The 24,769-nt window shown below is 64.8% G+C and carries 15 protein-coding genes; 9 read left to right on the plus strand and 6 right to left on the minus strand.

What is annotated here, in order from left to right:
- The first annotated feature begins 345 nt into the window (after positions 1-345).
- Positions 346-3,423, plus strand: a complete 3,078-nt coding sequence (locus NZU74_06020; GenBank protein ID MCS6880871.1) for a transglycosylase domain-containing protein — start codon at positions 346-348, stop codon at positions 3,421-3,423.
- Positions 3,424-3,518: 95 nt separating this feature from the next.
- Here NZU74_06020 and phoU read toward each other — a convergent pair whose 3' ends face one another.
- Positions 3,519-4,178: a phosphate signaling complex protein PhoU gene (gene phoU / locus NZU74_06025; GenBank protein MCS6880872.1), complete on the minus strand. Its 660-nt coding sequence runs from the start codon at positions 4,176-4,178 to the stop codon at positions 3,519-3,521.
- Positions 4,179-4,612: 434 nt separating this feature from the next.
- On the opposite strand from phoU, the gene NZU74_06030 reads away from it, so the two are divergent.
- Positions 4,613-5,185: a hypothetical protein gene (locus tag NZU74_06030; protein MCS6880873.1), complete on the plus strand. Its 573-nt coding sequence runs from the start codon at positions 4,613-4,615 to the stop codon at positions 5,183-5,185.
- Here NZU74_06030 and clpB read toward each other — a convergent pair.
- Positions 5,089-7,695 (minus strand): ATP-dependent chaperone ClpB, encoded by a 2,607-nt coding sequence (gene clpB / locus NZU74_06035; protein MCS6880874.1) that lies wholly within the window; start codon positions 7,693-7,695, stop codon positions 5,089-5,091. The genes NZU74_06030 and clpB overlap by 97 nt on opposite strands.
- Positions 7,696-7,918: 223 nt before the next feature.
- Positions 7,919-9,856: a protein kinase gene (locus NZU74_06040; GenBank protein MCS6880875.1), complete on the minus strand. Its 1,938-nt coding sequence runs from the start codon at positions 9,854-9,856 to the stop codon at positions 7,919-7,921.
- A gap of 243 nt (positions 9,857-10,099) precedes the next feature.
- Between NZU74_06040 and NZU74_06045 the strand changes: the two genes are divergently transcribed.
- The 7 genes from NZU74_06045 (at position 10,100) to pruA (ending at position 21,637) form a co-directional block, all read left to right on the plus strand.
- Positions 10,100-10,738: a helix-hairpin-helix domain-containing protein gene (locus NZU74_06045; protein MCS6880876.1), complete on the plus strand. Its 639-nt coding sequence runs from the start codon at positions 10,100-10,102 to the stop codon at positions 10,736-10,738.
- Between the two features lie 40 nt (positions 10,739-10,778).
- Entirely contained in the window at positions 10,779-12,206 is a 1,428-nt protein-coding gene (pyk, locus tag NZU74_06050; GenBank protein ID MCS6880877.1) for a pyruvate kinase, read from the plus strand.
- A 493-nt stretch (positions 12,207-12,699) separates the two neighbouring features.
- Complete coding sequence (locus tag NZU74_06055) at positions 12,700-14,184, plus strand: hypothetical protein (protein ID MCS6880878.1); 1,485 nt, start codon at positions 12,700-12,702, stop codon at positions 14,182-14,184.
- 774 nt (positions 14,185-14,958) lie between these two features.
- Positions 14,959-15,888 carry a cobalamin-binding protein gene (locus NZU74_06060; protein ID MCS6880879.1) on the plus strand — a complete coding sequence of 310 codons (930 nt, stop codon included), beginning with the start codon at positions 14,959-14,961 and terminating at the stop codon, positions 15,886-15,888.
- 313 nt (positions 15,889-16,201) lie between these two features.
- On the plus strand, positions 16,202-18,028 hold the full coding sequence (locus NZU74_06065) for a hypothetical protein (GenBank protein MCS6880880.1): 1,827 nt from the start codon (positions 16,202-16,204) through the stop codon (positions 18,026-18,028).
- A gap of 267 nt (positions 18,029-18,295) precedes the next feature.
- Positions 18,296-20,035 carry a PDZ domain-containing protein gene (locus NZU74_06070; protein MCS6880881.1) on the plus strand — a complete coding sequence of 580 codons (1,740 nt, stop codon included), beginning with the start codon at positions 18,296-18,298 and terminating at the stop codon, positions 20,033-20,035.
- A 36-nt stretch (positions 20,036-20,071) separates the two neighbouring features.
- Positions 20,072-21,637 carry an L-glutamate gamma-semialdehyde dehydrogenase gene (gene pruA, locus NZU74_06075; protein ID MCS6880882.1) on the plus strand — a complete coding sequence of 522 codons (1,566 nt, stop codon included), beginning with the start codon at positions 20,072-20,074 and terminating at the stop codon, positions 21,635-21,637.
- A 167-nt stretch (positions 21,638-21,804) separates the two neighbouring features.
- On the opposite strand, the gene NZU74_06080 is transcribed toward pruA, so the two are convergent.
- The 3 genes from NZU74_06080 to NZU74_06090 form a co-directional block, all read right to left on the minus strand.
- Complete coding sequence (locus NZU74_06080) at positions 21,805-23,049, minus strand: beta-lactamase family protein (GenBank protein ID MCS6880883.1); 1,245 nt, start codon at positions 23,047-23,049, stop codon at positions 21,805-21,807.
- A 283-nt stretch (positions 23,050-23,332) separates the two neighbouring features.
- Complete coding sequence (locus NZU74_06085; protein MCS6880884.1) at positions 23,333-23,749, minus strand: YccF domain-containing protein; 417 nt, start codon at positions 23,747-23,749, stop codon at positions 23,333-23,335.
- 191 nt (positions 23,750-23,940) lie between these two features.
- Positions 23,941-24,765 carry a ligase gene (locus NZU74_06090; GenBank protein ID MCS6880885.1) on the minus strand — a complete coding sequence of 275 codons (825 nt, stop codon included), beginning with the start codon at positions 24,763-24,765 and terminating at the stop codon, positions 23,941-23,943.
- Positions 24,766-24,769 lie beyond the last annotated feature (4 nt).

Raw genomic sequence — 24,769 nt, forward strand, 5'->3', positions numbered from 1 at the left:
TCGCTCCTCCTGCGGCAGAGCGGGAGCGGGCGCCGAGCGTAGCGAGGCGGGGGAGGGCGAGGACAGCGCCCGCCGGGATCGGTTTCCATTGGCGTGCCTCCAGGATGTTCGTTCCCCTCAGTATCCTATCAGCGCCATGCCAGACGACCCGTGCTATACTTGGGCCGTTTCATCGGAGTGGGCAAACTGGTTTCTCCACGCCCCACCTGAGGGGAGGGTTCGAGAGGGCCTGGCCCGCGGTTTTGCGCGACGCTGACGGGAGGCTTCGGGAGGGCCCGGCCTTCCCGGCATACACCTCCCCGCCACGATCAGGGTGGGGCGCCACCGGGTCGGGGATGAGAAGGCATGTATAGAGAACGTAAAATCAGACGCACCTATGGCGGCCACCCGGTTCCGCGGCGGCCGGCCTACCCCCGGCTCTTGAGGAAACGCCCGGCGACTGCCGGGAATGGAACGCGCCTTGTCGCCAGACTCACGCTCGCGCTGCTCCTCGGCGCGCTGGCAATCATCGCGGGCGTCGGGGGGGCGGGCTACTCGCTCTATGCCAGCACCGCGGCGAGCCTTAAGCCGCGGCTCGATGCGCTGGAGAATCGCCAGTTGTTCCAGTCGTCGCGGATCTACGACCGCAACGGCATATTGCTCTACGAGTTCTTCGATACCGGGAAGCGCACCAAGGTCTCGATTGACGAGATCTCGCCGCTGCTGATCCAGGCGACGATCGCGATTGAGGACAAGACCTTCTATTCCAACCCCGGAATCGATCTCCGCGGCATCCTGCGCACATTGATCAGCAGCCTCCAGGCTGGCGAAGAGACCGGCGGCGCCTCGACCATTACGCAGCAAGTGATCAAGAACAGCGTGCTCACCGATGAAGAGCGCGCGCCGGAGCGGCGCTACGAGCGCAAACTCAAGGAGATCATCCTGGCTCAAGAGCTTGATAAGCTCTACACCAAGGATCAGATCCTCGAACTGTACCTGAACGAGAACTTCTATGGCAATCTCGCCTATGGCATCGAGGCCGCCAGCGAGGTCTACTTCGGAGTGCGCGCGCGCGACCTCAATCTGAACCAGGCCTCGCTGCTGGCCGGTTTGCCGCAGTTGCCAAGCGTGTACAACCCGATCAATTACCTGGAGCGCGACGCGCAGGGTGGTTATCTCCCCGGCGTCGTGGTAGGTCCGGGTTGGCTGGACCCCGACTACGCGCTCCCGAATGACGCTCCCGCGCCCCGGCGGCGGCAGGCGGCGGTGCTGCGGCGCATGGTCGAAGATGGCTACGTGAGCGAGGCCGAGGCTCGCGCCGCTCTGGCTGAGCCGCTGCGCTTCGCGCCGCAGGAAGTGCCGCTCAACGCGCCCCACTTTGTCTTCTATGTACGCGATCTGCTGCAGGAACGCTATGGCCAGGAGACGCTCTTCGGCGGCGGGTTGCGTATCACAACCACCCTCGATCTGAACCTGCAACGCATGGTGCAGCGGAAGGCCTACGAACGGATCAGCGAACTGCGGGTCCGCAACATCCATAATGCCGCGGTGGTGGTCATGCAACCCAATACCGGCCAGATCCTGGCCATGGTCGGCAGTATTGATTACAACGCTATCAAACCAACCTCTACGCCGGGGGAAACCGGCAACGTCCTCGATGGGCAGGTGAATGTGACTACGCGCGAACGGCAACCCGGTTCGGCGCTGAAGCCCTTCACCTACCTGGCGGCGATGGAACGCGGGATGACCCCCGAAACGGTGATCTGGGACGTGCCTACCGAGTTTCCCACCGGCAACGCCGGCTTTGATGAGTGGTACGCGCCGCAAAACTATAATGGACGCTTCAACGGTCCGGTGCGGATGCGCACTGCCCTGGCCAATTCTCTGAACATCCCCGCCGTTAAGGCCCTCAGGTTCGCTGGCGTGCAGGAGACGCTGGACCTTCTTGATCGCGTGGGCATCAAGTCTGGTTTGAAGCGGGGCAAGGATTTTTATGGCCTGTCGTTGACCCTCGGCGGGGGCGAGGTAACGCCGCTGGAACTTACTACGGCCTATAACACCCTTGCCAGCGGCGGGCGCTACTACCCGCCCGTAGCGGTGTTGCAGATCACCGATGGCGAGGGCCGGGTGCTCGACGAGTTCACCCCGCGTCCGGGCCAGCAGGTGGTTGATCCTGGCCTGGTGGCGATTATCAGCGACATGCTGAGCGATGACCGCGCCCGGCAGGCCATCTGGGGCTTGAACAGCCCGCTCAAGCTCTCGCTGCCCGCAGCGGTGAAGACCGGCACCACCAATGACTGGCGCGATGCCTGGGCCGCTGGCTACACGCCCTTCGTGACCGTTGGCGTCTGGACGGGGAACAACAACAACGAACCGACCGCCAGGGTTGAAAGTCTTACCGGAGGGGGGATCATCTGGCGCAATGTCATGGAGGAGATCTTCGCCTGGATTCGTAATGATCCGCGCTACCGGGCCTTGTTCGCCGCGCCATTTCCCGATGGCGTGATCCCGACCGAATTTCGTCTGCCCGCAGACGGCAGCGTGCAGCGCCGCCCGATCTGCGCCTTGCCCGGGCCTTACGGCGGCTACAGCGAGGAGCTTTTTACCCGCGCGATGCTCGCGGCGATGGTCACTCCCACCCCGCAAAGCGTGTTTGGCGCTCCGCTCGCGCCCACAAGCCCCCCGCCTGACAACGTTGAACTGGATCAGGCGCTCAACGAAGTGAAGGTGCCCTGTAGCGCCTTTCGGCGTGTGACGGTGGTGCGTATTCCCGGTTTCACCGATGATGGCGCGGAAGGAGAAGGAGCCGGCTCCGCGGAGCATTTTTGCCGCCCCGTGGGCGGGGTGAGCTACCCCCCTGAACTGGTGCGCAGTCTGGTCATCTGGAAGTTGCCGCCACCCGATCCGGACATGCGCGAGCGTTTTGTCTGGCAGGGCGGCGGCGTATCGGCGCTGCGCGTCGAGGCGTTGCCCGCGTGCGACCCGGCGATGTTCACCCCGCCGGCGCCGGCGCCGCCGGTGGCCGGAGCGATCAAGATGCCCGACCTCAGGCGCCTTGGCGAGAGTCAGGCTCGCGGATTACTTGCCGCCCTGGGGGTTGATCCGGGCAGCATCTACGTTGACTACCAGACGCGCTCCCGCATCCCGGATGTCTTCGACCAGTTCGCGCCCTACGCGGTGGTCAGCACCCTGCCGGCCGCTGGAGACTGGATCATTCCCGGCACGACCGTCGTTCTCGGCGTGCGCGCCCCCGAGGCGTCGAGCGAGCCGGCGCCCGGAGGGCAACCAGCGCCTTCCGAGTCGCCCACGCCCGTGCCGCAGCCGACGGCGCCTGCGCCAACCGAAGAGCCGGCGCCGCAGTTCCCCACCCCGGGCCAGCCACAACCAGGGTTGCCGTTGCCGCCCTCGTTGCCCCAGCCGATACCGCCGGGGAATAACCCGTAATTATCATTTCGGATTGTGGATTGCCGTCTATGCGGCTCTGCCCCCTTAGAGATCTTCTTGCTGTCTGAGCATAGCACGAGACGTGCAGGCCCTGACTAGTTGATCGTCTCTGTCGTGCTGGTGCACAGGTATATCACCCGCTCGCCGATGTTGGTGGCGCGGTCGGCGCTGCGTTCCAGTGCATGGGCCACTTCGAGCAGCTCAATGATCCCCTCAATCTGCTCGGGCCTGGCCTGCGCCTCAGCGATCAGATGCTCGCGCAGGCGGTCTTCGAGTTCGTCAACCCGTTCGTCGGTCGCGGTGAGACTGTGGGCCAGATCGGCGTCCTGGCGGAGAAAGGCCTCCAGGCTAGTGTTGATCATCTGAAGGGCGAGCGTGGCCATCTCATAGATCTGCGCGGGCGGCATGACCAGGACGGGCCGGCGCACCGCCCGGCGCACGCGGCGGGCGATGCTGTTGGCGTAATCGCCGATCCGTTCAAGTTCTCCAGCGATGGCGGTCACGGCGGTGATCAGCCGTAGATCGCCAGCGACGACTGGTTGCTGGGTTGCGAGCAGGCGGATGGTGCGCTCTTCAAGGTCGTGCCACACGGAGTCGATCTTCGGTTCCTCGTCAGCAACCCGGGCAGCTTCCAGCGCGTCCCACGTCTCCAGGGCGTGTAGCGCGCGGAGCAGGGATTGCTCCACCATGCTCCCCATGCGCAGCAGGTCTTCGCGCAGGCTGTTGATCTGGCGCGCGTAGCGCTCGCGTAGCATGGGCGTTCCTTCCTAAATATGGGCAAAGGGGAGTTATCCGCCCGGCTCTGAGCCGCAGCACCGGGATGGACCGACTCCTTCCCGCCCCGCCTGTTAGTTGCCGAATGCGTCGCTCAAGCCATATGGCGTTAATGGTACCACATATGTACCGGCTTTGCCCGGTATGATACCTTATACGTGGCGCCGGCAGATAGTCTTTGAGGTTATTGGTATCTGTAAACGAGGTTTGCTTGCAGTTCGGTTCCGTTCCCCGGCCTTCAGGCTGAGAGAATGCCGAGAGGAGGCTGCAATCCGCGAACGTCACAGACCCGTGGGATAACGTAATGAGTCACCGATGGTTGGCCGTGTTGACTGCCCTCGCAGTCGCAGGTCTCTCAGTCTGCATAACTGCCGAAGCTCAGCCGCCCCTTCGGATCTACCTGCCTGTTACGAGCATGCCGGCCCAACCGGCACTGTTCGCCTTTCAGAGCGATCCGGACTCTCTGTCGCGACCAGACGTAAAGGTGCAGGCCGCTAATCTCGGCGCTCGCTGGGTGCGCCTCGATGGCTTTCTCTGGCACAACGTCCAGGCGCAGCCGGGTGGATGGTACGACTGGCAGGCGCTCGAACGGGTGGACCGTGCACTAACGGTCGCCGGTGAACCGGGTCTTACCCCTGTAGGGATTATCCGTGGCGCGCTGGTGTGGGCCGGGGTAGTCCCCTCGAACTGCGCCGCCATTCGTGATGAGTATCTCGGTGAATTTGCGGCCTTTCTGGATGTGATTTTGGATTTTAGATTTTGGGTTTTGGATTTTGGGTTTTGGATTTTGGGTTTTGGATTGCCATATATGGCGTTCAAGGCGTCGGGAAAAAAGGGCGCGGAGGTGACAGCCCTCCGCGCCTCCCTTTCCACTACGCAACGGGCTGTAGCTCAGGCCGGCTGCGCCGCGCTGACCTCGCGGCGGAAGGTGAACCCGTCGGGGCCGGCGTCCACCATGATCGTATCGCCTTCGTGGAACTTGCCCTGAAGCAACTCCAGCGCCAGAGGATTCTGGATGCGCTGTTGAATGGCTCGCTTGAGCGGGCGCGCCCCGTAGATGGGATCATAGCCCTCTTCGACGAGGCGGGCGCGGGCCGCTTCGGTCAGTTCCAGGCTGAGCTTGCGATCGGCGAGCAGCTTGCGCAGCCGCCCCAACTGGATCTCGACGATCCGCCCGATCTGCTCGCGGTTCAGCGGGTGGAAGACGATCACTTCGTCAATACGGTTCAGGAACTCTGGGCGCAGTTCGGCCCGCAGCTCGGTCAGCACCGCCGCCCGGATCTCCTCTTCACCGGCCCCTTGCTGGGCCATCTCCTGGATCATGGCCGAGCCGATGTTGCTGGTCATAATGACCACGGTGTTCTTGAAGTTCACCACCCGGCCCTGCCCGTCGGTCAGGCGCCCGTCGTCGAGCAACTGCAGGAGCACGTTGAACACGTCGGGATGGGCCTTTTCAATCTCGTCGAAGAGGATGACGCTGTAGGGCTTGCGCCGCACCGCCTCAGTAAGCTGGCCGCCCTCTTCGTAGCCCACGTAGCCGGGCGGGGCCCCGATGAGCCGCGCGACGGTGTGCTTCTCCATGTACTCCGACATGTCAATGCGGATCATGGCCTGCTCGTCGTCGAAGAGGAACTCCGCCAGCGCCCGCGCCAGTTCGGTCTTGCCGACGCCGGTGGGGCCGAGGAAGAGGAACGAGCCAAGGGGCCGGTTCGGGTCCTGCAGGCCGGAGCGCGCCCGGCGCACGGCGTTGGCCACCGCCTGCACCGCTTCGTCCTGGCCAACGACACGCTGATGCAGGCGCTCTTCCATGTGGATGAGCTTCTCCACTTCGCCTTCGAGCAGCTTGCTCACCGGGATGCCCGTCCAGCGCGAGACGATCTCGGCGATGTCCTGTTCGCGCACCTCCTGGCGCAGGATGCTCGCGCTCTGATCCAGACGCGCCTCGGCTTCCTGGAGTTGCCGCTCCAGGCTGGCCAGGGTGCCGTACTGCAACTCGGCGGCCTTGTTGTAGTCGTACTGGCGCTGGGCTTGCTCGATGGCCGCTCTGGTCTGCTCGATCTGCTCCTTGATGGACTGGATGCGTTCGAGTTCGCGGCGCTCGTTCTGAAGCTGGATCTCCAGGCGGTTGCGCTCCTCGCGCAGGTTGGCCAGTTCTTGCTCCAGTTTCTCCAGCCGCTCCTTGCTGGCCCGGTCGGTCTCCTTCTTCAGGGCCTCGCGCTCAATCTCCAGTTGCATCATGCGCCGCTTGAGGTCGTCAAGTTCCTGCGGATCAGAGGTGATCTCCATGCGCAGGCGCGCGGCGGCCTCGTCAATCAGGTCAATCGCCTTGTCGGGCAGGAAGCGGTCGCTGATGTAGCGGTCGGAGAGCACTGCGGCCGCCACCAGGGCCGCGTCGGTGATGCGCACGCCGTGGTGGGTCTCGTAGCGCTCCTTCAACCCCCGCAGGATGCTGATGGTGTCCTCGACGCTTGGCGGATCCACCAGCACCGGCTGGAAGCGGCGCTCCAGGGCGGCGTCCTTCTCGATATGCTTGCGGTATTCATCGAGAGTGGTCGCGCCGACCATGTGCAGTTCACCGCGGGCCAGCATCGGCTTGAGCATGTTCGAGGCGTCCATCGCGCCTTCGGCCGCGCCGGCGCCGACCACGGTGTGCAACTCGTCCACGAAGAGAATGATGTCTTCGCGCTCCTGGATCTCCTTGAGCACGGCCTTGAGCCGTTCCTCGAACTCGCCCCGGTACTTCGCGCCGGCGATCAACGCGCCCATATCGAGGGCCACCACGCGCTTGTTCTTAAGCGCCTCGGGCACGTCGCCGCGCACGATGCGCTGGGCCAGCCCCTCGACGATGGCGGTCTTGCCCACGCCCGGTTCGCCGATCAGCACCGGGTTGTTCTTGGTGCGCCGGCTGAGGATCTGGATCACCCGGCGGATCTCCTCGTCGCGCCCGATAACCGGGTCGAGTTTGCCGCGGCGGGCCAGTTCGGTCAGGTCGCGCCCATACTGCTCCAGGGCAGCGTAGGTGCCCTCGGGGGTGGGGCTGGTGACGCGCTGGGCCCCACGCACCTCGCGCAGGGCGGCGAGCAGTTTGTCGCGAGTGAGGCCAGCCTGCTTAAGGACGCGCTCGGCGCCGCCGCCGGCGTGATCGAGGATCGCCAGGAGCAGATGTTCGGTAGAGACGTACTCGTCGCCGAACTGGCCGATCTCATCATAGGCGCGCAGGAGCACCGTGCGCATGCGCGAACTGTACTGCGGCTCGACCTTTGCGCCGCTGACGCGCGGCAGTTTATTGATCTCGGCATTGACCTGCTGCTTGAGGGCCCCAACTGCCAGGTTCAGGCGCGTCAGCACCTGGGGCACAACGCCGTCGCTCTGTTCGAGCAGGGCGTAGAGCAGGTGCTCGGGCTGCACCTCGCTGTTGCCGTTGCGTTCGGCGATCGTCTGCGCGGCGATGATCGCCTCGGTGGATTTTTGTGTGAGACGACTGGTATTAAATGACATAGGTGTATTCCTCCCCCTGAATGATGCTGAGCGTATCGTAACACGCGCGCATCTGCCCCGCACTAGTGAGGTATTAGCGTTGTGTTAGACTCCCTCCTGCCGGTCCAGACGGGCGGCAGGTCGGCGGCTGCCGCGTATGGGCGATGCATAGCAGGTGGGACGAAGGGATCTGGGGAGACCCGGTTTCCTCGCCTGGTTTGTTGGGAGAGCTGCGCCCGCCCAATCACTCCAGGCTCCAGAGCAGCACCGTGCCATCGAGACCGGCGCTGGCCAGCGTCTGGCCGTCCGGGCTCCAGGCCACGCTCTGCACCCAGTCGCTGTGACCGGTAAGCCTGGTAATGAGTGCGCCATCGTGACTCCATAGCCGGATGGTCGAGTCGGCGCCGCCGCTGGCCAGGGCCTGGCCGTCGGGACTCCAGGCTACCGTATAGACATAATTCTGGTGACCGGTAAGGGTGGTGCAGAGGCGCCCGTCGCTGACGCGCCAGAGCCAGAGCGGTTCGCGGCCGTCGCCTTTGCCGGAGCCTGCCAGCTTGCCGATCGGACTCCAGGCCAGGTTAGCGGCCCAGTGGCGGTGTTTGCGAAGTTCCTGTATCAGGCGGCCCTTGGCCAGACGCCAGAGGCGCACGCTGTTGTCGGCGCTGGCGCTGGCGAGGATCTGCCCGTCCGGACTCCAGGCCACCGCGTAGACGTAACCGGTGTGTCCGGCAAGACTATCGCATGTTGGCGGCTCGCCGAGGCTCCAGAGGCGCACCAGGCCATCGCTACAGGCCGTGGCCAGACTCTGCCCGTCAGGACGCCAGGCCACGCCATAGAGCCGGACGTGAATCTCGGGGCGCAACTCATGCGTTGGCCCGTCGTCGGTGGTCTGCCAGAGGCGCAGGGCGCCGTCGGCGCCGGCGCTGGCGAGCAGCTCGCCGTCGGGGCTCCAGGCGACGCCATGAACGGCCCCGGCGTGGCCGTCGAGGACGCGCAGCAGCCGCCATTCTCCGGCCCGCCAGAGACGCACGCTGCGGTCCGCACTGGCGCTGGCGAGCAACTCGCCGTCGGGGCTCCAGGCAACGCTCAACACCCGGTCGGTGTGGCCCTCCAGACAGGCGAGCGGCGCGCCATCGGCGACCCGCCAGATCCGCACGGCGCGGTCGGCGCCGCAGCTTGCCAGCATGCGCCCATCGGGGCGCCAGGCCACCCCATGCACGAAGCTCGTGTGCCCGGCGAGCGCGCGGCCAATCCGCGCGCCGCTGATGTAGCGCTGCGCCCGGCCTCGCAGATCGCGACAGAAAGCCTCGACGTTGGGGTAACGGTCCTGGGGAAGGCGCGCCATGGCGCGCATAATCGCCTGCGAGACCTGCAGCGAAACGCGGCGGTTCACCTGGTGCGGCGGCTTCAGCGGGTCGCGCGCACTGCTCATCCGCCGTGGCGCGCTGAGAGGATAGCGATTGGTGAGCAGGTGATACAGGGTCGCGCCCAGGCTGTAGATGTCGCTGCGCTGGTCGGTGCCGCCCGACCAGTCGAATTGCTCCAACGGCATGTATTCGAGCGTGCCCAGACCGTGGAGCGTCTTGCGCGTGCGCTGCACCCCCTGCTTGAACAGTCCGAAGTCCACCAGCTTCACCTGGCCCTCGGGAGTGACGCGGATGTTGTGCGGTTTGATATCGCGATGGATGATCGGCGGATGCTGGCTGTGCAGGTAGCCAAGCAGATCGCAGAGTTGCTCGGCATAGGCCACCACCAGTTGTTCGGAGAGGGGACACTTCTGGCGGGCAAGGATCTCGTCGAGACTCTGGCCGGGCACGAACTCCATCACCAGGTAGCCCCGGCCATCGGTCTCGAACATCTCGAAGTAGCGCGGCAGATTGGGGTGGCGCAGGTTGGCGAGGGCTTCAAACTCGCGCTGAAAGCCGCGCGCCGACTGCGCCTCGAACGTTTCCTTAATCGCCACCCGGCGTTCCGGGTGGCGCGTGTCCACCGCTTCGTACACCGCGCCAAAACTGCCGTGGCCCAGTGCGCGAACCACTTCATAGGCGCCGATCCGTTCGCCTGGATCGCGCAATTGGACGGCGAATTGCAGCGAACGCCCGCATTGAGCGCAGATGGTTGCGTCGTTGGGGTTGATCGCCCCGCAGCCTTCGCCGTGCCGCTGATCTTCACAGATGCGCATACTCTCCTCGTATGCCGTTCCGCAATGCGTGGCGGTATTGTACGTGACCTCGCCCAACTCGCCTATCGAGCGGAGGTGCAGGGCAACCGGGTCGCCCCACCGTCCTCTCGGCAAGCCCTCCCAGAAACACAGCTTTATCCGGCGATGCGCCTGCGGCGCGCGGGACATTCCCGCGCGAACCTTTCGCGACTCGCAGCGGTACATACAGCAAACAGCATAGTTCACGTATGCGAGGAGGCGAAAATGGACCCTGCAACGCTCTGGCGTTCGCCGCGGCTGCTGGCGGCAACGCTCTGCTTCGTCCTGGGGGCGCTGATCCTGGCGACCGGCCTGGCGCCCCGGCTGCTGCCGCAACCATCGCCGGCGCCTCAGGGCGCCGATGCGCTGGACGGCCTGCCGCCTCTCGATGCTTCGGCCCTCCCCGACGCCGAGAGTGACGCGACTGCCGATCTGGTTGTCTACATCAGCGGAGCAGTCTGGTATCCTGATGTCTACCGCCTGCCCGCAGGAGCGCGCGTGGCCGACGCGGTCGCGGCGGCAGGCGGGCTGCGCCCCGAAGCCGCGCGCGAGCGGGTGAACCTGGCTGAGCCGCTTCGAGACGCTCAGCACGTGCATATCGCATCGGTCAGCGAGGTTGCCGCCGCGCCGTCCGCGGAGGCCAGCGCCGCCGGGGAGAGCGCTGGCGGACGGCTCGATTTGAACCGCGCCAGCGCGGCGGAGCTGGAAGAACTGCCCGGCATCGGGCCAACCCTGGCCGGGCGTATCGTCGCCCGGCGCGAGGAGCAGGGACCGTTTCGCACAGTCGAGGAACTGCGCGAAGTAACCGGGATTGGCGAGAAACTCTTCGCGCAGATCGCGCCCCTGGTCACGGTCGGTCCCTGAGCCTGGCCCGGAGCGGGGGTGGAGAGGAGCAGAAGAACTCATGCGCCGGACCAAGATTGTGGCGACCCTGGGGCCCGCCACCAGCACGCTCGAACGGATTACCGAACTCATCAAGGCGGGGATGAACGTCGCGCGGCTCAACTTCTCCCATGGCACTCACGCCGACCACGCCGCCAGCATCGCCCTGGTGCGCAGCGCCGCCGCCGCGCTGGGCCGGCACGTCGCCATTTTGCAGGATCTCCAGGGACCCAAAATCCGTACCGGCCCCCTGGTGGACGACCGGCCCGTAGAACTGGTGGCGGGCCAGCGCTTCATCATCACCACCGAGCCGATCCCCGGCACCGCCGAGCGGGTCAGCACCACCTACGCCGAGTTGCCCAGGGATGTTCGCCCCCGCGACCGCATTCTGGTCTCCGATGGCCTGATTGAACTGCTGGTGGTAGCGCAGACCGAAACCGAAGTGGAGACGCAGGTGCTGCATGGCGGGCGCCTGAAGCCCAACCAGGGCATCAACCTGCCCGGCGTGCGGGTGAGCGCCCCGGCGGTCACGTCCAAGGACATTGACGATTTGCGCTTCGGCCTGGAACAGGGCGTGGATTACGTAGCCCTCTCCTTCGTGCGCAAGGCCGGTGATATCGCCGACGTCAAGCGGTTGATCAACCAGACCGGCAAGACCACGCCGGTGATTGCCAAGATCGAACGGCCCGAAGCCCTGGAGGTGCTGCCGGAGATACTGGCCGTCGCCGACGGCATCATGGTCGCCCGCGGCGACCTGGGGGTCGAGATGCCGCCGGAGCGCGTGCCATTGATCCAGAAGCAGATCATTGACGCCGCCAATCGCGCCCTCATCCCGGTGATCACTGCCACCCAGATGCTCGAGTCGATGATCCAGAATCCGCGGCCCACCCGCGCCGAGACGAGCGACGTGGCCAATGCCATCCTCGACGGCTCCGACGCGGTGATGCTCAGCGGCGAGACGGCCATCGGGGCCTATCCGGTCGAGGCGGTACAGATGATGGCCACGATTGCCGACGCGATCGAGGGCGCCGACACCCATCATGGCAGCGACATCGCCGCGCCGCGCTGGGCCATCCCCGAGGTGCAGAGCAACCCGCGGGCGATTGCCGCGGCGGCGGCCTCTATCGCCACCATGGTGCCGGTGCGGGTCATCGCCACCCTGACGCGGAGCGGGGCCAGCGCGCGCCTGATCTCGCACTACCGGCCACGAGTGCCTGTCCTGGCCTTCAGCCCGAGTGAAGAAACGGCGCGCCGCGCGGCCCTGTACTGGGGAGTGACGCCGATGGTGGTGCGCGAGGCCGAGCGCCTGGACGACCTGGAGCAGCAGATCCAGCGGATGCTCCGCGAGCAGGGCATCGTGCAGCGCGGCGATACCATCGTGCTCACCGGCGGCCATCCAGTCTACCGCTACGGGCCGACCAACTTTCTAAAACTGATCACGGTAGAGTAAGGCCGCTCCTGTTCTCGACTGTAGATTGTCGCACCGGGAGGGCTGCGCCCTTCCCAGCCATTCTCCTGGAGACGGGCGTGGGTAAACCGGGTTTCCTCACCCTCCGGTAGCGGGAGAGAGGGCGCTCGCGCCTGGCATCCCAACGTTCTCTTACCCCCTTCGACAGGCACAGAACAGGCCCCGCTCCGTCAAGCGGAGAGGTCCGCCCTGAGCTTAGGGGGTTGAGGAGAGAGGTGCAGAGGCCGTGGCCCAGAAAACCCGCTTCTGGGAGGAGTTCGGGAAGGGGGCGGAGCGCTGCGAACAGCGCATCACCCCCGAACCGCGACTATTCGCTCTGATCGGCGCAACGCAAACAGCACTGCGTGGACAGTATAGTACTTTTCTCCTATCTTCGCATCCCCCACTCAGAGCGCGCAGATAATGTCCTAAGGTTGCATTGATCGTTCCGGAATTGACAGCTAGTCTACAAAGGGTGCAAGAAGAGATTTTTTAAGTGTTTCTTAAAATGCTATATCAGATCAGGATCAAGAAAATTATCGTATACATTACGATGATTTTCTTGTTCACAGATGCGTTTGCTCAAGAGCAACAGCGGTACTATACCTACCTGCCGGTAATGACGGGAATGCCAGCGTATGTTATCCCTCCGGAGGCTCCGGCGCCTCCGGAGCCTCCCATATTCCGCCCCTCGCCTTTCGCTGTCCAGACTCAGCCAGGCTATCTGATTAGCGAACCTTTCCGCACCCGCGGGGCTGAGTTAGGGGTGCGCTGGATACGCTTAGACGGCGTCCTCTGGCACGAGATACAGCCTGAGCCGGATGGGCCTTACCGCTGGTCAGTGCTTGCCGGTCTCGAGCGGGATATTGATGCCGCTCTGGAATTGGGATTAACTCCGGTAGTAATTATCCGCGGTGCGCCGCTGTGGGCTGCCGTTGCACCGGCGCTTTGCGCCGCGGTTCGTGACGAACGGCTCCCTGACTATGCGGCATTTCTCGAAGCGCTGGCCCGACGCTATCGCGGCAGGGTCGACTACTGGGAACTGGGGAATGAACCTGATGTTGACCCCCGTCTGGTTGCTGCCGACTCGCCTTTCGGATGCATGGGTGACATTGACGACCCCTACTATGGTGGCGAGCGCTACGGGCGCATGTTGCAGGCAGCCGCTCCCGCCTTGCGTCGTGGAAACCCCGAGGCCAGGGTGGTCTTTGGCGGGCTGCTGCTGGCAACCTCCAATACAACCGATCCTTCCCGAGGGAGACCTGAGCGCTTCCTGGAAGGCGCCCTGCGCGCTGGCGCAGCTCTATATTTTGATATTCTGGCTTACCACTCCCATGTGCCCTACTTTCAGCGGCCAGATGATGACCATGATACGTCAGTGTTTTCCTGGTGGAGTGATCTGGGTGGCTGGACCGTAGGCAAGGCGCGATTTCTGCGCGAGGTGATGGCGCGCTATGACGTAGACAAACCGCTCTGGCTGAATGAGACCTCATTGACATGCGATCGCCGCTTTGCGGCCTGCCATGAGCCGCCCGCGACGTTTCTTGAGGTCCAGGCTCAGCACCTTACCCGGATTTACGCCCGGGCTATAGCTTTCGGCATCGAGCAGATCGCCTGGTATTCACTTGACGGAGGAGGCTGGGAACAAACCGGGTTGCTCAACACCGATCTCACCCCTCGACCGGCGTATCGCGCGCTTCAACACATGGCACGCGCCGTACAACCCTTTCAGCGTGCCCATCGGATATACAGCGACGGGGATCTTGAAGGGTATCGGTTTGTAAAGGAGACAACAGTGGTCGATATCCTCTGGACACGACAGGGAGGGCTTACGCGAGCGGTCAATCTGCCCGCCGAGAGGCTTGTTGCCATACGCCGGTATGATGGGACAACCGTATCGCGACACATCGTCGCTGGTATGGCGTACATCACCGCGAGTTTTGAGCCCGTGCTGGTTGAATGGGCGCCTGGCAACTCCTGAGGCCCGCTCGTGGCTTCCCGGGCAGACAAGGAAGCAGATCAGCCGGCTGCCCTTCCGCCTCTTCCGGCGCAGCGGCAAGGAGAAGGCCTGTCCATAGAACGCTCGGGATATCCATTGCGCGATAGCGTTGTTACGGCATAGCTGCGTAAGGTATCTGGAACCTACAACGGCAACGAGGATCCTTGTTGAGCCAGTCAGGAGGTGGTACTATGGGTCGCCGTATGAAGGCATGGTTCGCGTTGGCTGTTGTCGCAATGATTCTGGGGTTGGGTGTCGCAGTCTCGAATATGTACAGCTTTACCGTTCAGGCCCAGAACGATGCCGGAACCGAATTTGTAATCCAGCAATCCACCGCAACGCCTCTTCCCCCGACCGCAACGCCTCTTCCCCCGACCGCAACGCCCACCTCACAGCCAAAGCTGCACATGCCTTTCATTAGGCGCAATGAATAGGCGGTAGGGCCAACATAGAGGGGCGGGGAGAGCATCGCTCTCCCCGCCCTCCTGTAGTGCGATTGCCGCTTGCAGATTTGCGGGTTGTAGATCGAGCGCGCTACAGATGTGACGCGCTGAAGGGCGGCTGCCATAGCCGGTTGAGGAGGACAGGGGTGCCGTGGTTTCGCCCCTGTCCCGCTTCGTTGTCGTCACGCTCCTGCAAGCGAGCAACGAGCGCGAGGAAAGCCGGTTTCCCCATCCCTCTTCCATCACCCTCTCGCCTTGACACACCATCGCGCGGATGCTACCCTGTAATCCGTGAAAGAGATGGAGGGTACGTATGCGGATCGTCTCGCTGCTGCCGAGCACCACGGAAATAGCTTTCGCCCTGGGGTTGGGGGATCAGGTTGTGGCGGTGACGCACGAGTGCGATTACCCGCCCGAAGCGCGTCAGCGCCCCGTGATTACCGCCAGCGCCCTCGACCATCACCATGCCACGTCTGCGGAAATTGACGCGGCGGTGCGCGGGCAGTTGCGCGATGGCATCTCCATCTATACCCTCGATACGGCAATGCTTGAACGTCTGCAGCCCGATCTGGTGCTCACCCAGGCCCTCTGCGATGTCTGCGCGGTCTCCTTCGGGGTGGTGGAGCAGGCCGTGGCGCAGGTGAGCGCCGCTCCCCGCATCCTCTCGCTCGAGCCGACCGACCTGGAGGGCATCTTTGGCAGTATCCTCGCCGTGGGCAATGCCACCGGACGGCGCGCGCAAGCCGTTGAGCTGGTCGCGCAGTTGCGCGCGCGAGTGGAACGGGTGCGCCAACGGGCGGCCCGGGCTACATACCGGCCCCGTGTGGCATGCCTGGAGTGGTTCGATCCGCCCTTCGGCCCCGGTCACTGGCTCCCTGAACTGGTCGAGCTTGCCGGCGGACGCGCGGGCCTCGGCGCGCCGGGCGAACCGTCCCGGCGCGTCGCGTGGGACGAGGTGGTTGCGTTTGCTCCCGAGGTGATCGTGCTTGCCCCATGCGGTTTCGACCTTGAGCGCGCCCGCAGTGAGGCGCTGGCGACGCTGCCCCGGCGCCCCGGCTGGGATGCGCTCCCCGCCGTGCGCGCCGGGAGAGTCTTTGCCGTAGATGCGAACAGCTACTTCAGCCGTCCTGGACCGCGGGTGGTTGACAGTCTGGAGTTGCTGGCGCGCCTGATCCATCCCGATCTGTTCCCTGGCTGGGGGCCGCCTGAGGGCGCCTCTCGGCTGGAAGAGGCGGTTGCATAACCCTGGCTGGTGTGCCACCTTCTGCAGGGTGGAGGCAATCCTGATGAGGATGAAGAAATGAATCCGATATGCCGCGATGATCCTTGCAGCATCATCGCGCGCTGCGAGCAAAGGCCCTCGCTCAGGATGGGGAAGGAGCCGGACTCCCCCCCAGCGGGGGAGGGTTGGGGAGGGGGCAGGGGTTTGGCGAAAGACTTTGTTCACAGACTTATAAGGTTGCCCCATATTCCGGCTTAATAAGATATTCAATCCTGGATCACTCGACCACACGCCCCGGCGTGGCAGCATTGCCCATCTGATGGAGCAGGGGGCTATGACACAGCATGAGCCCACAATCGCCAGCATTTTACGCGGCCTGGCCCACGAGTACGACGGACCGGTCGAGGAGCGCCGCATCCTCGAACGAGTGCTCGAACGGCGTCCGAGCAGCGCCAAGAATCCCTACGCCACCATTCGTGAGCGCCTGCGCTGGGATGGTTTGAAGTTGGGGTGGGTACGCTTGAATCGCACCCAACTGGTGCCCCTGCGGGTCGCGCTCGAAGGGTTGCGCTTTCGGTGCCTGCCGCGCCCGCAAGACGTGGAAGCCGGTGTCTTGCCCCTGGCCCATTTGCAACCCTTCGCTGGCCAGCACAGCGGCCCCTGCGAATTGCGCAGCCCGGATGGCTCGCTGCTGGCCACGTTCCCCGCTGAGGTTGAGGAACACCCTGCTGCGCTTCCGGCGTTCAACTTGCAGGCCTGGTACGCACGGAGCGGATTCGTTCCCGGCGATAGCATTCTGATGCGGGTGGTGCGCGCGGAGCCGCTGGTGGTGGAGATTGAACGCGAGGCTCGTGACGACTTTCGCTCCGCCGCTGTTGCCGAGCAGGATGCAGAACTGATTGAGGCGATCATTGAGCGGGTTCGTCGCGCCCAGGTTGCCCTGGTGCCGTGCAACGAGGTCATCCTGCCGATCTTCGCCGCGGCTTCCTGGCGCGCCAGTTATCCCGGCAGTCCCTGGCAGCATCTGGTGCTCCGCGATGGCCGGGTGTATCTGGTGGACGATACGTTCCTCACGACCCAGCCGATAGGGGCGCTGCCCATCTTTGGCGCCGACGAGGTGTTTGAAGCGCCAGCCGCTGGTCTCCTTCGCCGGACCAGCGATGATGCTCTGCTCGCCGAAATTGACGCATTGCAGCATGACCTGCTTCAGGCTCGCCAGCGCGATGCCGAGGCGGGTCTCTGGAGCGGCCAGGTCCAGCGGGCCTCGGCCTTCGGCGCCGCCCGCGCCAACCCTGGCCGCTCATCGTTCTTCAGCCGACTGAATCACGATGACGACGACGACGACTGGTCGAATGATGAAAGCTGGGATGCCGACACACTCGCCGACGGCGGTACGATTGACCCGGACGATCCGATGGTCATCCTCGCTGCGCGCGAGCGGATGCTCTCGCTGCTGTCGCCCGAAGCGGCGGAGCAGATCCGGTCGGCGCGCCCTGAGGATGTGGAGTTGCTTATTACTCGCCACCTGAACGATCTGCTCGCCCGCGCCCCGGATCTCTTTCCGCGTCTCGAACTGGTCGTCCCGGAAGAGCAGAGTGATGATGATCTGGTGCTGGATATGCTCAGCGCCGGTGACTGGCAAGAGGTCTGGGAAGGGGCGGGACTTGATGATTTTGATGATGATCTCGATGATGATTTCGATGGCGATATCGATGTTGATGAATCAGATGATGTTGCCCGCGCGAATGAGGATTTGCTTGGGCAGTTCCAGGATTATCTGCTGGAGATGGGCAAGAGCGCCACGACAGCCCGCGCCCGCGTGCGCGCCCTGGCGATCTACGCGAATTTCCTCGAGTCGTACTACGGGCGCAACCTTGCCGAGGGCGATTACGCCACGCTCGACGAGTGCCTGTTTTACTACTATCCGCACCGCGTAGGGAACACCTCGGCACGCCAGGTGCGCGAGATCTGCACGGCGATCAAGCAGTTCTACGCCTTTCTGCAACAGCGTGGCGTGGTCAGCGATGGGCGCTTCGCCGAGGCGCTCTGGCGCCGCCGTGACCAGGCCGCTCGCGTGGTGGAGATCTACGAGCGCATCTCATCTGAGTCGCCCAATTTCGATCTGCTCTTCGATCGGCTTTTCCGTCCGTATACAGACTGATGCGGGAGGGGGGAAACCGGGTTTCCTCTCACCCTTGCCTGAAAGGGTGTGAGAGGGCGACGTCTCTTCAGGGCTGAGGCAACGTCTTCGGGGCAAACCGCGAGCTTCGGGTTTTTCGTTGGTTCTGGCGGTGTAGTCTCCAGAACCGCGAAAAATGATCCCGTCTGGCGGTGTGATCGTCCAAAACCTCGCGCCAGAGGCAGACGTTGGATCAGCCCTGCGTTGTCCTATGCCCTTCTCATGCGCAAGCCGTCCTCTGCCCAGACCATGATCACCTATACTATCAGTATGCCCCAGCCGCATACGCACCTCTTCCACGTCACGGTCGAGGTTGACAGGATAGCCGGGGCCTGGGTCGATCTCATTCTTCCTTCCTGGACGCCTGGTTCGTACATGATCCGCGAATACGCGCGGCACGTGCAGGGCTTTGGCGCAGTCGACCCTGCTACGGATGCGCCGTTGCCCTGGCGCAAAATCGCCAAGGATGCCTGGCGCGTCGAAACCGGCGGCGCGGAGCGCGTCCAGGCCCGCTACCAGGTCTATGCCAACGAACTGACGGTACGGACCAGTCACCTGGACGGCGCCCACGGCTACTTCAACGGCGCCAGCGTCTTTATGTTCGTGCCGGGCCGCGAGGCCGAGCCGTTGCGGCTACGGGTCGAAACGCCGCCAGGCTGGCGAGTGACGACCGGGCTTGAGCCTGCCGATCAGCCCAATGAGTTCCTTGCCGCCGATTACGACGAACTGGTGGATTGTCCTGTCGAGTGCGGCACGCATCGCCTGCTCGCCTTCGAGGTGGACGGCGTGCCCCATCGCATCGCCATCTGGGGGCGCGGCAACGAGGATGCGGCGCGCCTGGTCGCCGATACCCGGCGCATCGTCGAGGCGCAGCGCGACTTCTTTGGCGAGCTTCCCTATCGCCACTACACCTTCATCCTCCATCTGCTCGATGGGCGCGGCGGCGGGCTTGAGCATCGCAATAGCGTCACGAACCAGGTTGACCGCTGGACGTTCCGCCCCGAGCAGAACTACGAGCGATACCTGTCACTCACCTCCCACGAGTTGTTCCATGTCTGGAACGTGAAGCGTCTGCGACCGGCGCCTCTCGGTCCGTTCGACTATCGCCGGGAGAACTATACCCGGCTGCTCTGGCTGGTGGAGGGCGCTACCAGTTACTACGATAACCTGCTGCTCGTGCGAGCGGGGTTGATGACCCCGGAACGCTTCCTGGAGCGGCTGGGCGAGGCCATCGCGCAACTCCAGAACCAGCCCGGGCGCCTGCTGCAGAGTCTGGAGGAGAGCAGCTTCGATGCCTGGATCAAGTTCTATCGCCCCGACGAGAATAGCGCCAATTCCAGCGTCTCGTACTATCTGAAGGGCGGCCTGGTCTGCTTCCTGCTGGATATGGAGATCCGCGCACATACCAGCGGCTGGCGTTCGCTTGATGATCTGATGCGCCAGCTCTACGCCGCCTATCCCGTTAACGGCCCGGGGATCCCCGAAGAAGGGGGCGTGCTGGAGGCGGTGGAGGAACTGACGGGTGACCGGAAGGGCGTCTTCCGCGATTTCTTTGCGCGCTACATATCTGGTGTGGCGGAACTGGACTACGCCCGCGCGCTGGCGGTGGCGGGCCTGGAGATGCACTGGGAGCGGAAGGGGCCGCAGGCATGGCTGGGGTGCAGCCTCAAGCGCCAGGGTGAGCGGACGATCATTGAGAGCGTGCGCTCCGATGGTCCGGCCTGGACAGCGGGGGTGTATGCCGGTGATGAGCTGGTGGCCCTCGACGGCTGGCGCGTCAACGATGAGCGGCTCGCCGAGCGGCTGGAGGAACGGCGGCCCGGCGATGCCGTGCGCCTGACCCTCTTCCGCGGCGACGCCCTGATCGAGGTGAGCGTGACGCTGGCCGAGGCGCCCCCTGATCGGGCGGTGATCACGCCGCTTGCGTCGCCGGACGAGGCGCAGCGACGGACCTACCGCTCGTGGCTGGGCGTGGGGTTGCCGGGCTGATTTCCAGGGTTTGACAATTTACGAAGGAGCAGGAAGATGCTGCCAGAGTTTCGAAACGAACCATTCGGCGATTTCTCCACCTCGGAGCGGCGCGCGGCGATGCAACGCGCCCTGCGCCACGTGGCCGGCCAGTTCGGCGCGACCTATCCGGTGGTGATCCACGGCGAACGCATCTTCCGCGAGGAGAAAATCGCCTCCATCAATCCCGCCGAGCCGAAGAAGGTGGTGGGCTACGCGGCGAAGGCTGACCAGGCCCTGGCCAACCAGGCGCTGGAGGCAGCCGAGGCCGCCTTCCACCGGTGGCGGCGCGTTCCAGTAGAGGCGCGCGCCCAGGTGCTCCTGCGGGCGGCGGCGATTATGCGCCGCAACAAGGAAGAGCTGGCTGCCTGGATCATCTATGAGGTCAGCAAGACCTGGGTCGAGGCCGATGCCGATGTCGCCGAGGCGATTGACTTCTGCGAGTACTACGCGCGCCAGGCCCTGCACCTCCAGGGAGACCGGCAACCGCTGACGCCTTACCCCGGCGAGTACAATGAACTGCGCTACCTGCCCCTTGGACCGGGTCTGGCCATCCCGCCGTGGAACTTTCCGCTGGCGATCGTCACTACCCTGGTCGTGGCGCCCGTTGTGACCGGCAACACCGTGGTGCTCAAGCCCTCCCCGCGCGCCCCGGTGATGGCCGCGAAGCTGCTGGAGGTGCTGGAGGCCGCGGGGCTGCCGCCGGGGGTGGTCAACTACGTGCCCGGCGATGACGCCGTGCTTGGCGACTACCTGGTGGATCACCCGAAGGTGCGCTTCATCGGCTTTACCGGCTCGAAGCAGGTCGGTCTGCGGATTCAGGGGCGGGCCGCAGTCCGCCAGCCGGGCCAGAACTGGCTCAAGCGCGCTATCCTCGAGATGGGGGGCAAGGACGCCACCGTCGTGGACGAAACCGCCGACCTGGACGCCGCGGCCGCGGGGATCGTCGCCGGGGCCTTCGGGTTTCAGGGCCAGAAGTGCAGCGCCTGTTCGCGGGCCATTGTGGTTGACGCGGTCTATGACCAGGTGTTGCAACGGGTGATCGAGCGCACGCGCGCCCTGCGCCTGGGCAACCCCGCTCAGCCCGAAACCGATGTGGGGGCGGTGATTGACCAGCGGGCCTTTAATACGATCAGCGAATACATTGCCATTGGACAGGAAGAGGGTCGCCTGGTGGCCGGCGGCGAAGTGGTGGACCACGAACTGCTCAAGGACGGGGGGTACTTCATCAATCCTACGATATTTGCCGATGTCCCCCACGAGGCCCGCATCAGCCAGGAGGAGATCTTCGGCCCGGTGCTGGCCTTTACCCGCGCGCGCGATTTCGACGAGGCCCTGGCCTTTGCCAACGGCACCGAGTACGGTCTGACCGGCTCCCTCTACTCGCGCTCGCTCGAACGGCTGGAGCGCGCCCGCGAGGAGTTCCATGTAGGCAATCTCTACCTCAACCGGAAATGCACCGGCGCGCTGGTGGGAGTGCATCCCTTCGGCGGCTTTAACATGTCGGGCACCGACAGCAAGGCCGGCGGCCCGGATTATCTGCGTCTGTTCACCCAGCCGAAGGCCATTGCCGAGAAGCTGTAGTTCGCGCCTGAGGGGAGGGTTGGAAGGGCCGGCGCAACGTCCGCATTCAGTGGTGGTGTCCGGGGCGGCTATGCCACCTGGCAGGACGGAGTCGGGGGCTTGCCCTGGAGACTTTGATCAGCTCTGGGAGGTTGAGAGGGGCATGGCCCCTCCAGGAGGCGCATCGCCTACGACCCCAGCACCTGCCCCGCGAGGTAATTCGCGATGGCGGAGACATTGGCGTAGTACTCGTTGCTGAGCACAATCACCGTCACCCCCTGGTCGGGGTAACGCCCGAACCAGGTGGCGGCGCCGCTCATCGAGCCGGGATGGTAGACCAGCCGGTGCGGCCCGCGCTGCTCGATCTTCCAGCCCAGACCATAGCCGCCGTGTCCGGGGGTGGTCATCCGCGCTGCCAGGTCGGCTGGCAGCAGTCTGCCAGCATCGAGGGCCTGGGCCAGTTTAAAGAGGTCCTCGACGCTGGAATAGAGATCGCCAGCGGCGAAGAGATTGCTTACATCGAGAGGGATATCCGGTTGCCCTCCGGCATAGCCGCGCGTGCCCTTGAGCGGGCCAAAGTCGCCGGGATCGAGGCCCGTATCCTGCATATCCAGGGGCTGAAACAACTCGCGGCGCATGAACTCCTCGTAGCTCATCCCCGCGACCTGTTCGATCAAACGGCCCAGGACGACGTAGTTCGAGTTGGTGTAGTGGTACAGCGTACCGGGAACGAAGCCAAGCGGCAGGTCGCGAAAGAGAGCGATGGTTTGCTCCGGGGTGGAAGGCGACAGTTCCAGATCGGCGAACTCGGCAAAGTCGGTGTAGTTTGCCAGACCTGAGGAGTGACTGAGGAGATGGGCCACAGTAATCGGCCCCCAGGCCGCCGGGCAGGGATCGAGGTACGCGCAGATCGAAGCGTCGAGGTTAAGCTTGCCGGCGGCCGCCAGGCGCAGCACGCCGAGGGCCGTCAGCGGCTTGGTCACCGAGGCCAGACGGTAGCGGGTGCTCGCCGTCGCGGGAATGGCCGCCTCGCGGTTGGCCATGCCGTAGCCCCGGCTCAGCAGAACGTGGCCCCGGACCGCCACCAGCACCGAACCGCTGAACCTGCCCTGCCGGGCCAGTGAAGCTATGTAGGCGTCCATCTGCGCGGCGCGAGTGAGCATGTCCGGCGCGAGGGGCGCGCCATCGCCGGTACGGACCGGAGCCAGCACCGCTGCCAGCGGGGGGGCGGCGGGCGGCTCCAGCACCGGGGTCGAAGCCGCCATCGGTACAGGGGTGACAGTCGGTAAGACGGTAGGGCCGAGGACCGCGGTTGGCGGGGCAACAAAGGCGGCCACGCGCACCTGACGCCCGCCGGTAAAGGGGAGACTGCACGTGGTCAGCAGTACCAGCAGACAGGCGGCAAACCCTATCAGACGGGCGTAGTGACGCATGGCGCCTCCAGAGGGCATCGGCGGCCGCAATTATCGGTCTGACACCGTGAAGATACCGGACGCCGATGGGAGGGAGCGTGGAAGGGCGAAGCCCTGCCCGCAAACCATCAACCCGGCATAATCATCGTGTCAGGCCACTGATGAAAATTATACACTATTATCGAACGGAGCGCGACAGGAGAACCATGCCTGGCGAGGGATGTAAAACGAAGACCGGGCGACAGGCGGGCGTGGCGCGCCCGGACGCCGTCACCCGGTCGATGGCGCTGCGGCGCCGCCAGCGCTACGTTCGCGCCAGGGTGATGATAGCCGGCACCTGGTCGAACATCCAGAAGCTGATCGGCAAGCCGATGATCACCGCCGAGAGCGCCCAGGCAATCGAGAGCCACACGGCGCTGAGCCACCAGCCCACCAGCAGGAACCACAGCGCCCGCACCAGGAACGGGCGTTGCGGAATGTCCTTCCGGTAGATTTCGCCGCTGGCGCTCACCACCAGATCGCCCCGCTGCGGACGTAACGTGGTGACCTGGGGGAGACGGTTGAGCATCCACAGGCCCAGCGGCAGCCCGATAATCGTTACGCAGAGCACCCAGGCCACCGTGGCCCAGATCGCGCTGAACCACAATCCGAACACCAGAAAATAAATCGCGCGGAGGAGCAGGTTCACCCCGCGCTCCTGACGAACTACGGTTGTTGTCATTGTGCCATCTTCCTCTCTCAAAACCGGTTCATTCCCGGCGGAACGTTCCGTGTTCTATGACGACCGGTATGCCGGGAAGGTTGCGTGTCTGTGAAACTCTCTTCTGATGGAAGGGCGCAGGGAGGCGCAGCCTCCCCGCGCCTCGCGTTCCGTCCGCGGCGGAGCGTCACGGCCTCAACCGCGCATGCCCCTTATGTGATGGGCGCGAAGCGCGCCTGCGCCGCGGCGGCAAGCGCCAGTTCGTCCTCGCGCCAGTCTGCGGGGGCAAGGCTCACACCGTGCTGGTTGGCCAGCACCCGGCCGAAGGCGGCGATGATCCGCTCCGGGAGTGGCGGCTCGGGCAGCAGATCGGCAAGTCCCGCGGCTCTCCCTTCCAGGAGCGTTGCCAGACGCTCGCGCCCGGCGGGGGGCAGGCGCAGCAGGGCGGCCAGTTCGCGGCCCGGCCAGCACGTGTAGAGACCCGCCTGCAGCAATGCGCCGGGGCGCCGGCGGATCTGCGAGAAGCCTGCCACCTTGCGTTCGCCAACCAGCACTTCGTAGGGCGACCGTCCGCCGAAGCAGGCCAGGCGGGCCAGGGGATCGAGGATGTGCGCGTCGGCGCGCGCCTCGGGGATGCTGACCAGCCGCGCGGCGATCCCAAACTCGCCCAAAGTGGCGACCCATGCCTCGCCGAGCCAGCGGTAGGACTCGCTGACATCCTGCTGGTGCAAGGGATGCTCGGCGGGCAGAGCGATGTCCTGCATCAAAAAGCCCGGCGTGAACAGCACCGCCGCGCCGCCGGAGGCGCGCCGGTGCAGGGTGATGCCTGTCGCCGCCAGCACCGACTCATCTACATCGGCGAGGCGCTGGCCTGAGCCGATCACCAGGGCCGGCCGGCGGGCGCCGTACCAGCGCAGCGCCGGGCGCGGCAACTGTGCCAGACCGGCCAGCAGCGCCTCGGCTCTGGCCAGTTCAACCTCTGGCGGGTCCTCACTGTAAGGCAGGAAGCGCCAGGAAGTGGCGGGTGCACGGCTCATCGTC

It is taken from the genome of Chloroflexaceae bacterium (assembly GCA_025057155.1).
Classification (GTDB): domain Bacteria; phylum Chloroflexota; class Chloroflexia; order Chloroflexales; family Chloroflexaceae; genus JACAEO01.

What these genes read in the sequence shown, in the direction of transcription:
- NZU74_06020 (MCS6880871.1), top strand. Translation starts at nt 346, where the DNA reads ATGTATAGAGAACGTAAAATCAGACGCACCTATGGCGGCCACCCGGTT.
- NZU74_06030 (MCS6880873.1), top strand. Translation starts at nt 4,613, where the DNA reads ATGCCGGCCCAACCGGCACTGTTCGCCTTTCAGAGCGATCCGGACTCT.
- NZU74_06090 (MCS6880885.1), bottom strand. Translation starts at nt 24,765, where the DNA reads ATGAGCCGTGCACCCGCCACTTCCTGGCGCTTCCTGCCTTACAGTGAG.
- NZU74_06085 (MCS6880884.1), bottom strand. Translation starts at nt 23,749, where the DNA reads ATGACAACAACCGTAGTTCGTCAGGAGCGCGGGGTGAACCTGCTCCTC.
- NZU74_06070 (MCS6880881.1), top strand. Translation starts at nt 18,296, where the DNA reads ATGATCACCTATACTATCAGTATGCCCCAGCCGCATACGCACCTCTTC.
- NZU74_06080 (MCS6880883.1), bottom strand. Translation starts at nt 23,049, where the DNA reads ATGCGTCACTACGCCCGTCTGATAGGGTTTGCCGCCTGTCTGCTGGTA.
- NZU74_06060 (MCS6880879.1), top strand. Translation starts at nt 14,959, where the DNA reads ATGCGGATCGTCTCGCTGCTGCCGAGCACCACGGAAATAGCTTTCGCC.
- NZU74_06045 (MCS6880876.1), top strand. Translation starts at nt 10,100, where the DNA reads ATGGACCCTGCAACGCTCTGGCGTTCGCCGCGGCTGCTGGCGGCAACG.
- NZU74_06065 (MCS6880880.1), top strand. Translation starts at nt 16,202, where the DNA reads ATGACACAGCATGAGCCCACAATCGCCAGCATTTTACGCGGCCTGGCC.
- pyk (MCS6880877.1), top strand. Translation starts at nt 10,779, where the DNA reads ATGCGCCGGACCAAGATTGTGGCGACCCTGGGGCCCGCCACCAGCACG.
- clpB (MCS6880874.1), bottom strand. Translation starts at nt 7,695, where the DNA reads ATGTCATTTAATACCAGTCGTCTCACACAAAAATCCACCGAGGCGATC.
- phoU (MCS6880872.1), bottom strand. Translation starts at nt 4,178, where the DNA reads ATGCTACGCGAGCGCTACGCGCGCCAGATCAACAGCCTGCGCGAAGAC.
- NZU74_06040 (MCS6880875.1), bottom strand. Translation starts at nt 9,856, where the DNA reads ATGCGCATCTGTGAAGATCAGCGGCACGGCGAAGGCTGCGGGGCGATC.
- pruA (MCS6880882.1), top strand. Translation starts at nt 20,072, where the DNA reads ATGCTGCCAGAGTTTCGAAACGAACCATTCGGCGATTTCTCCACCTCG.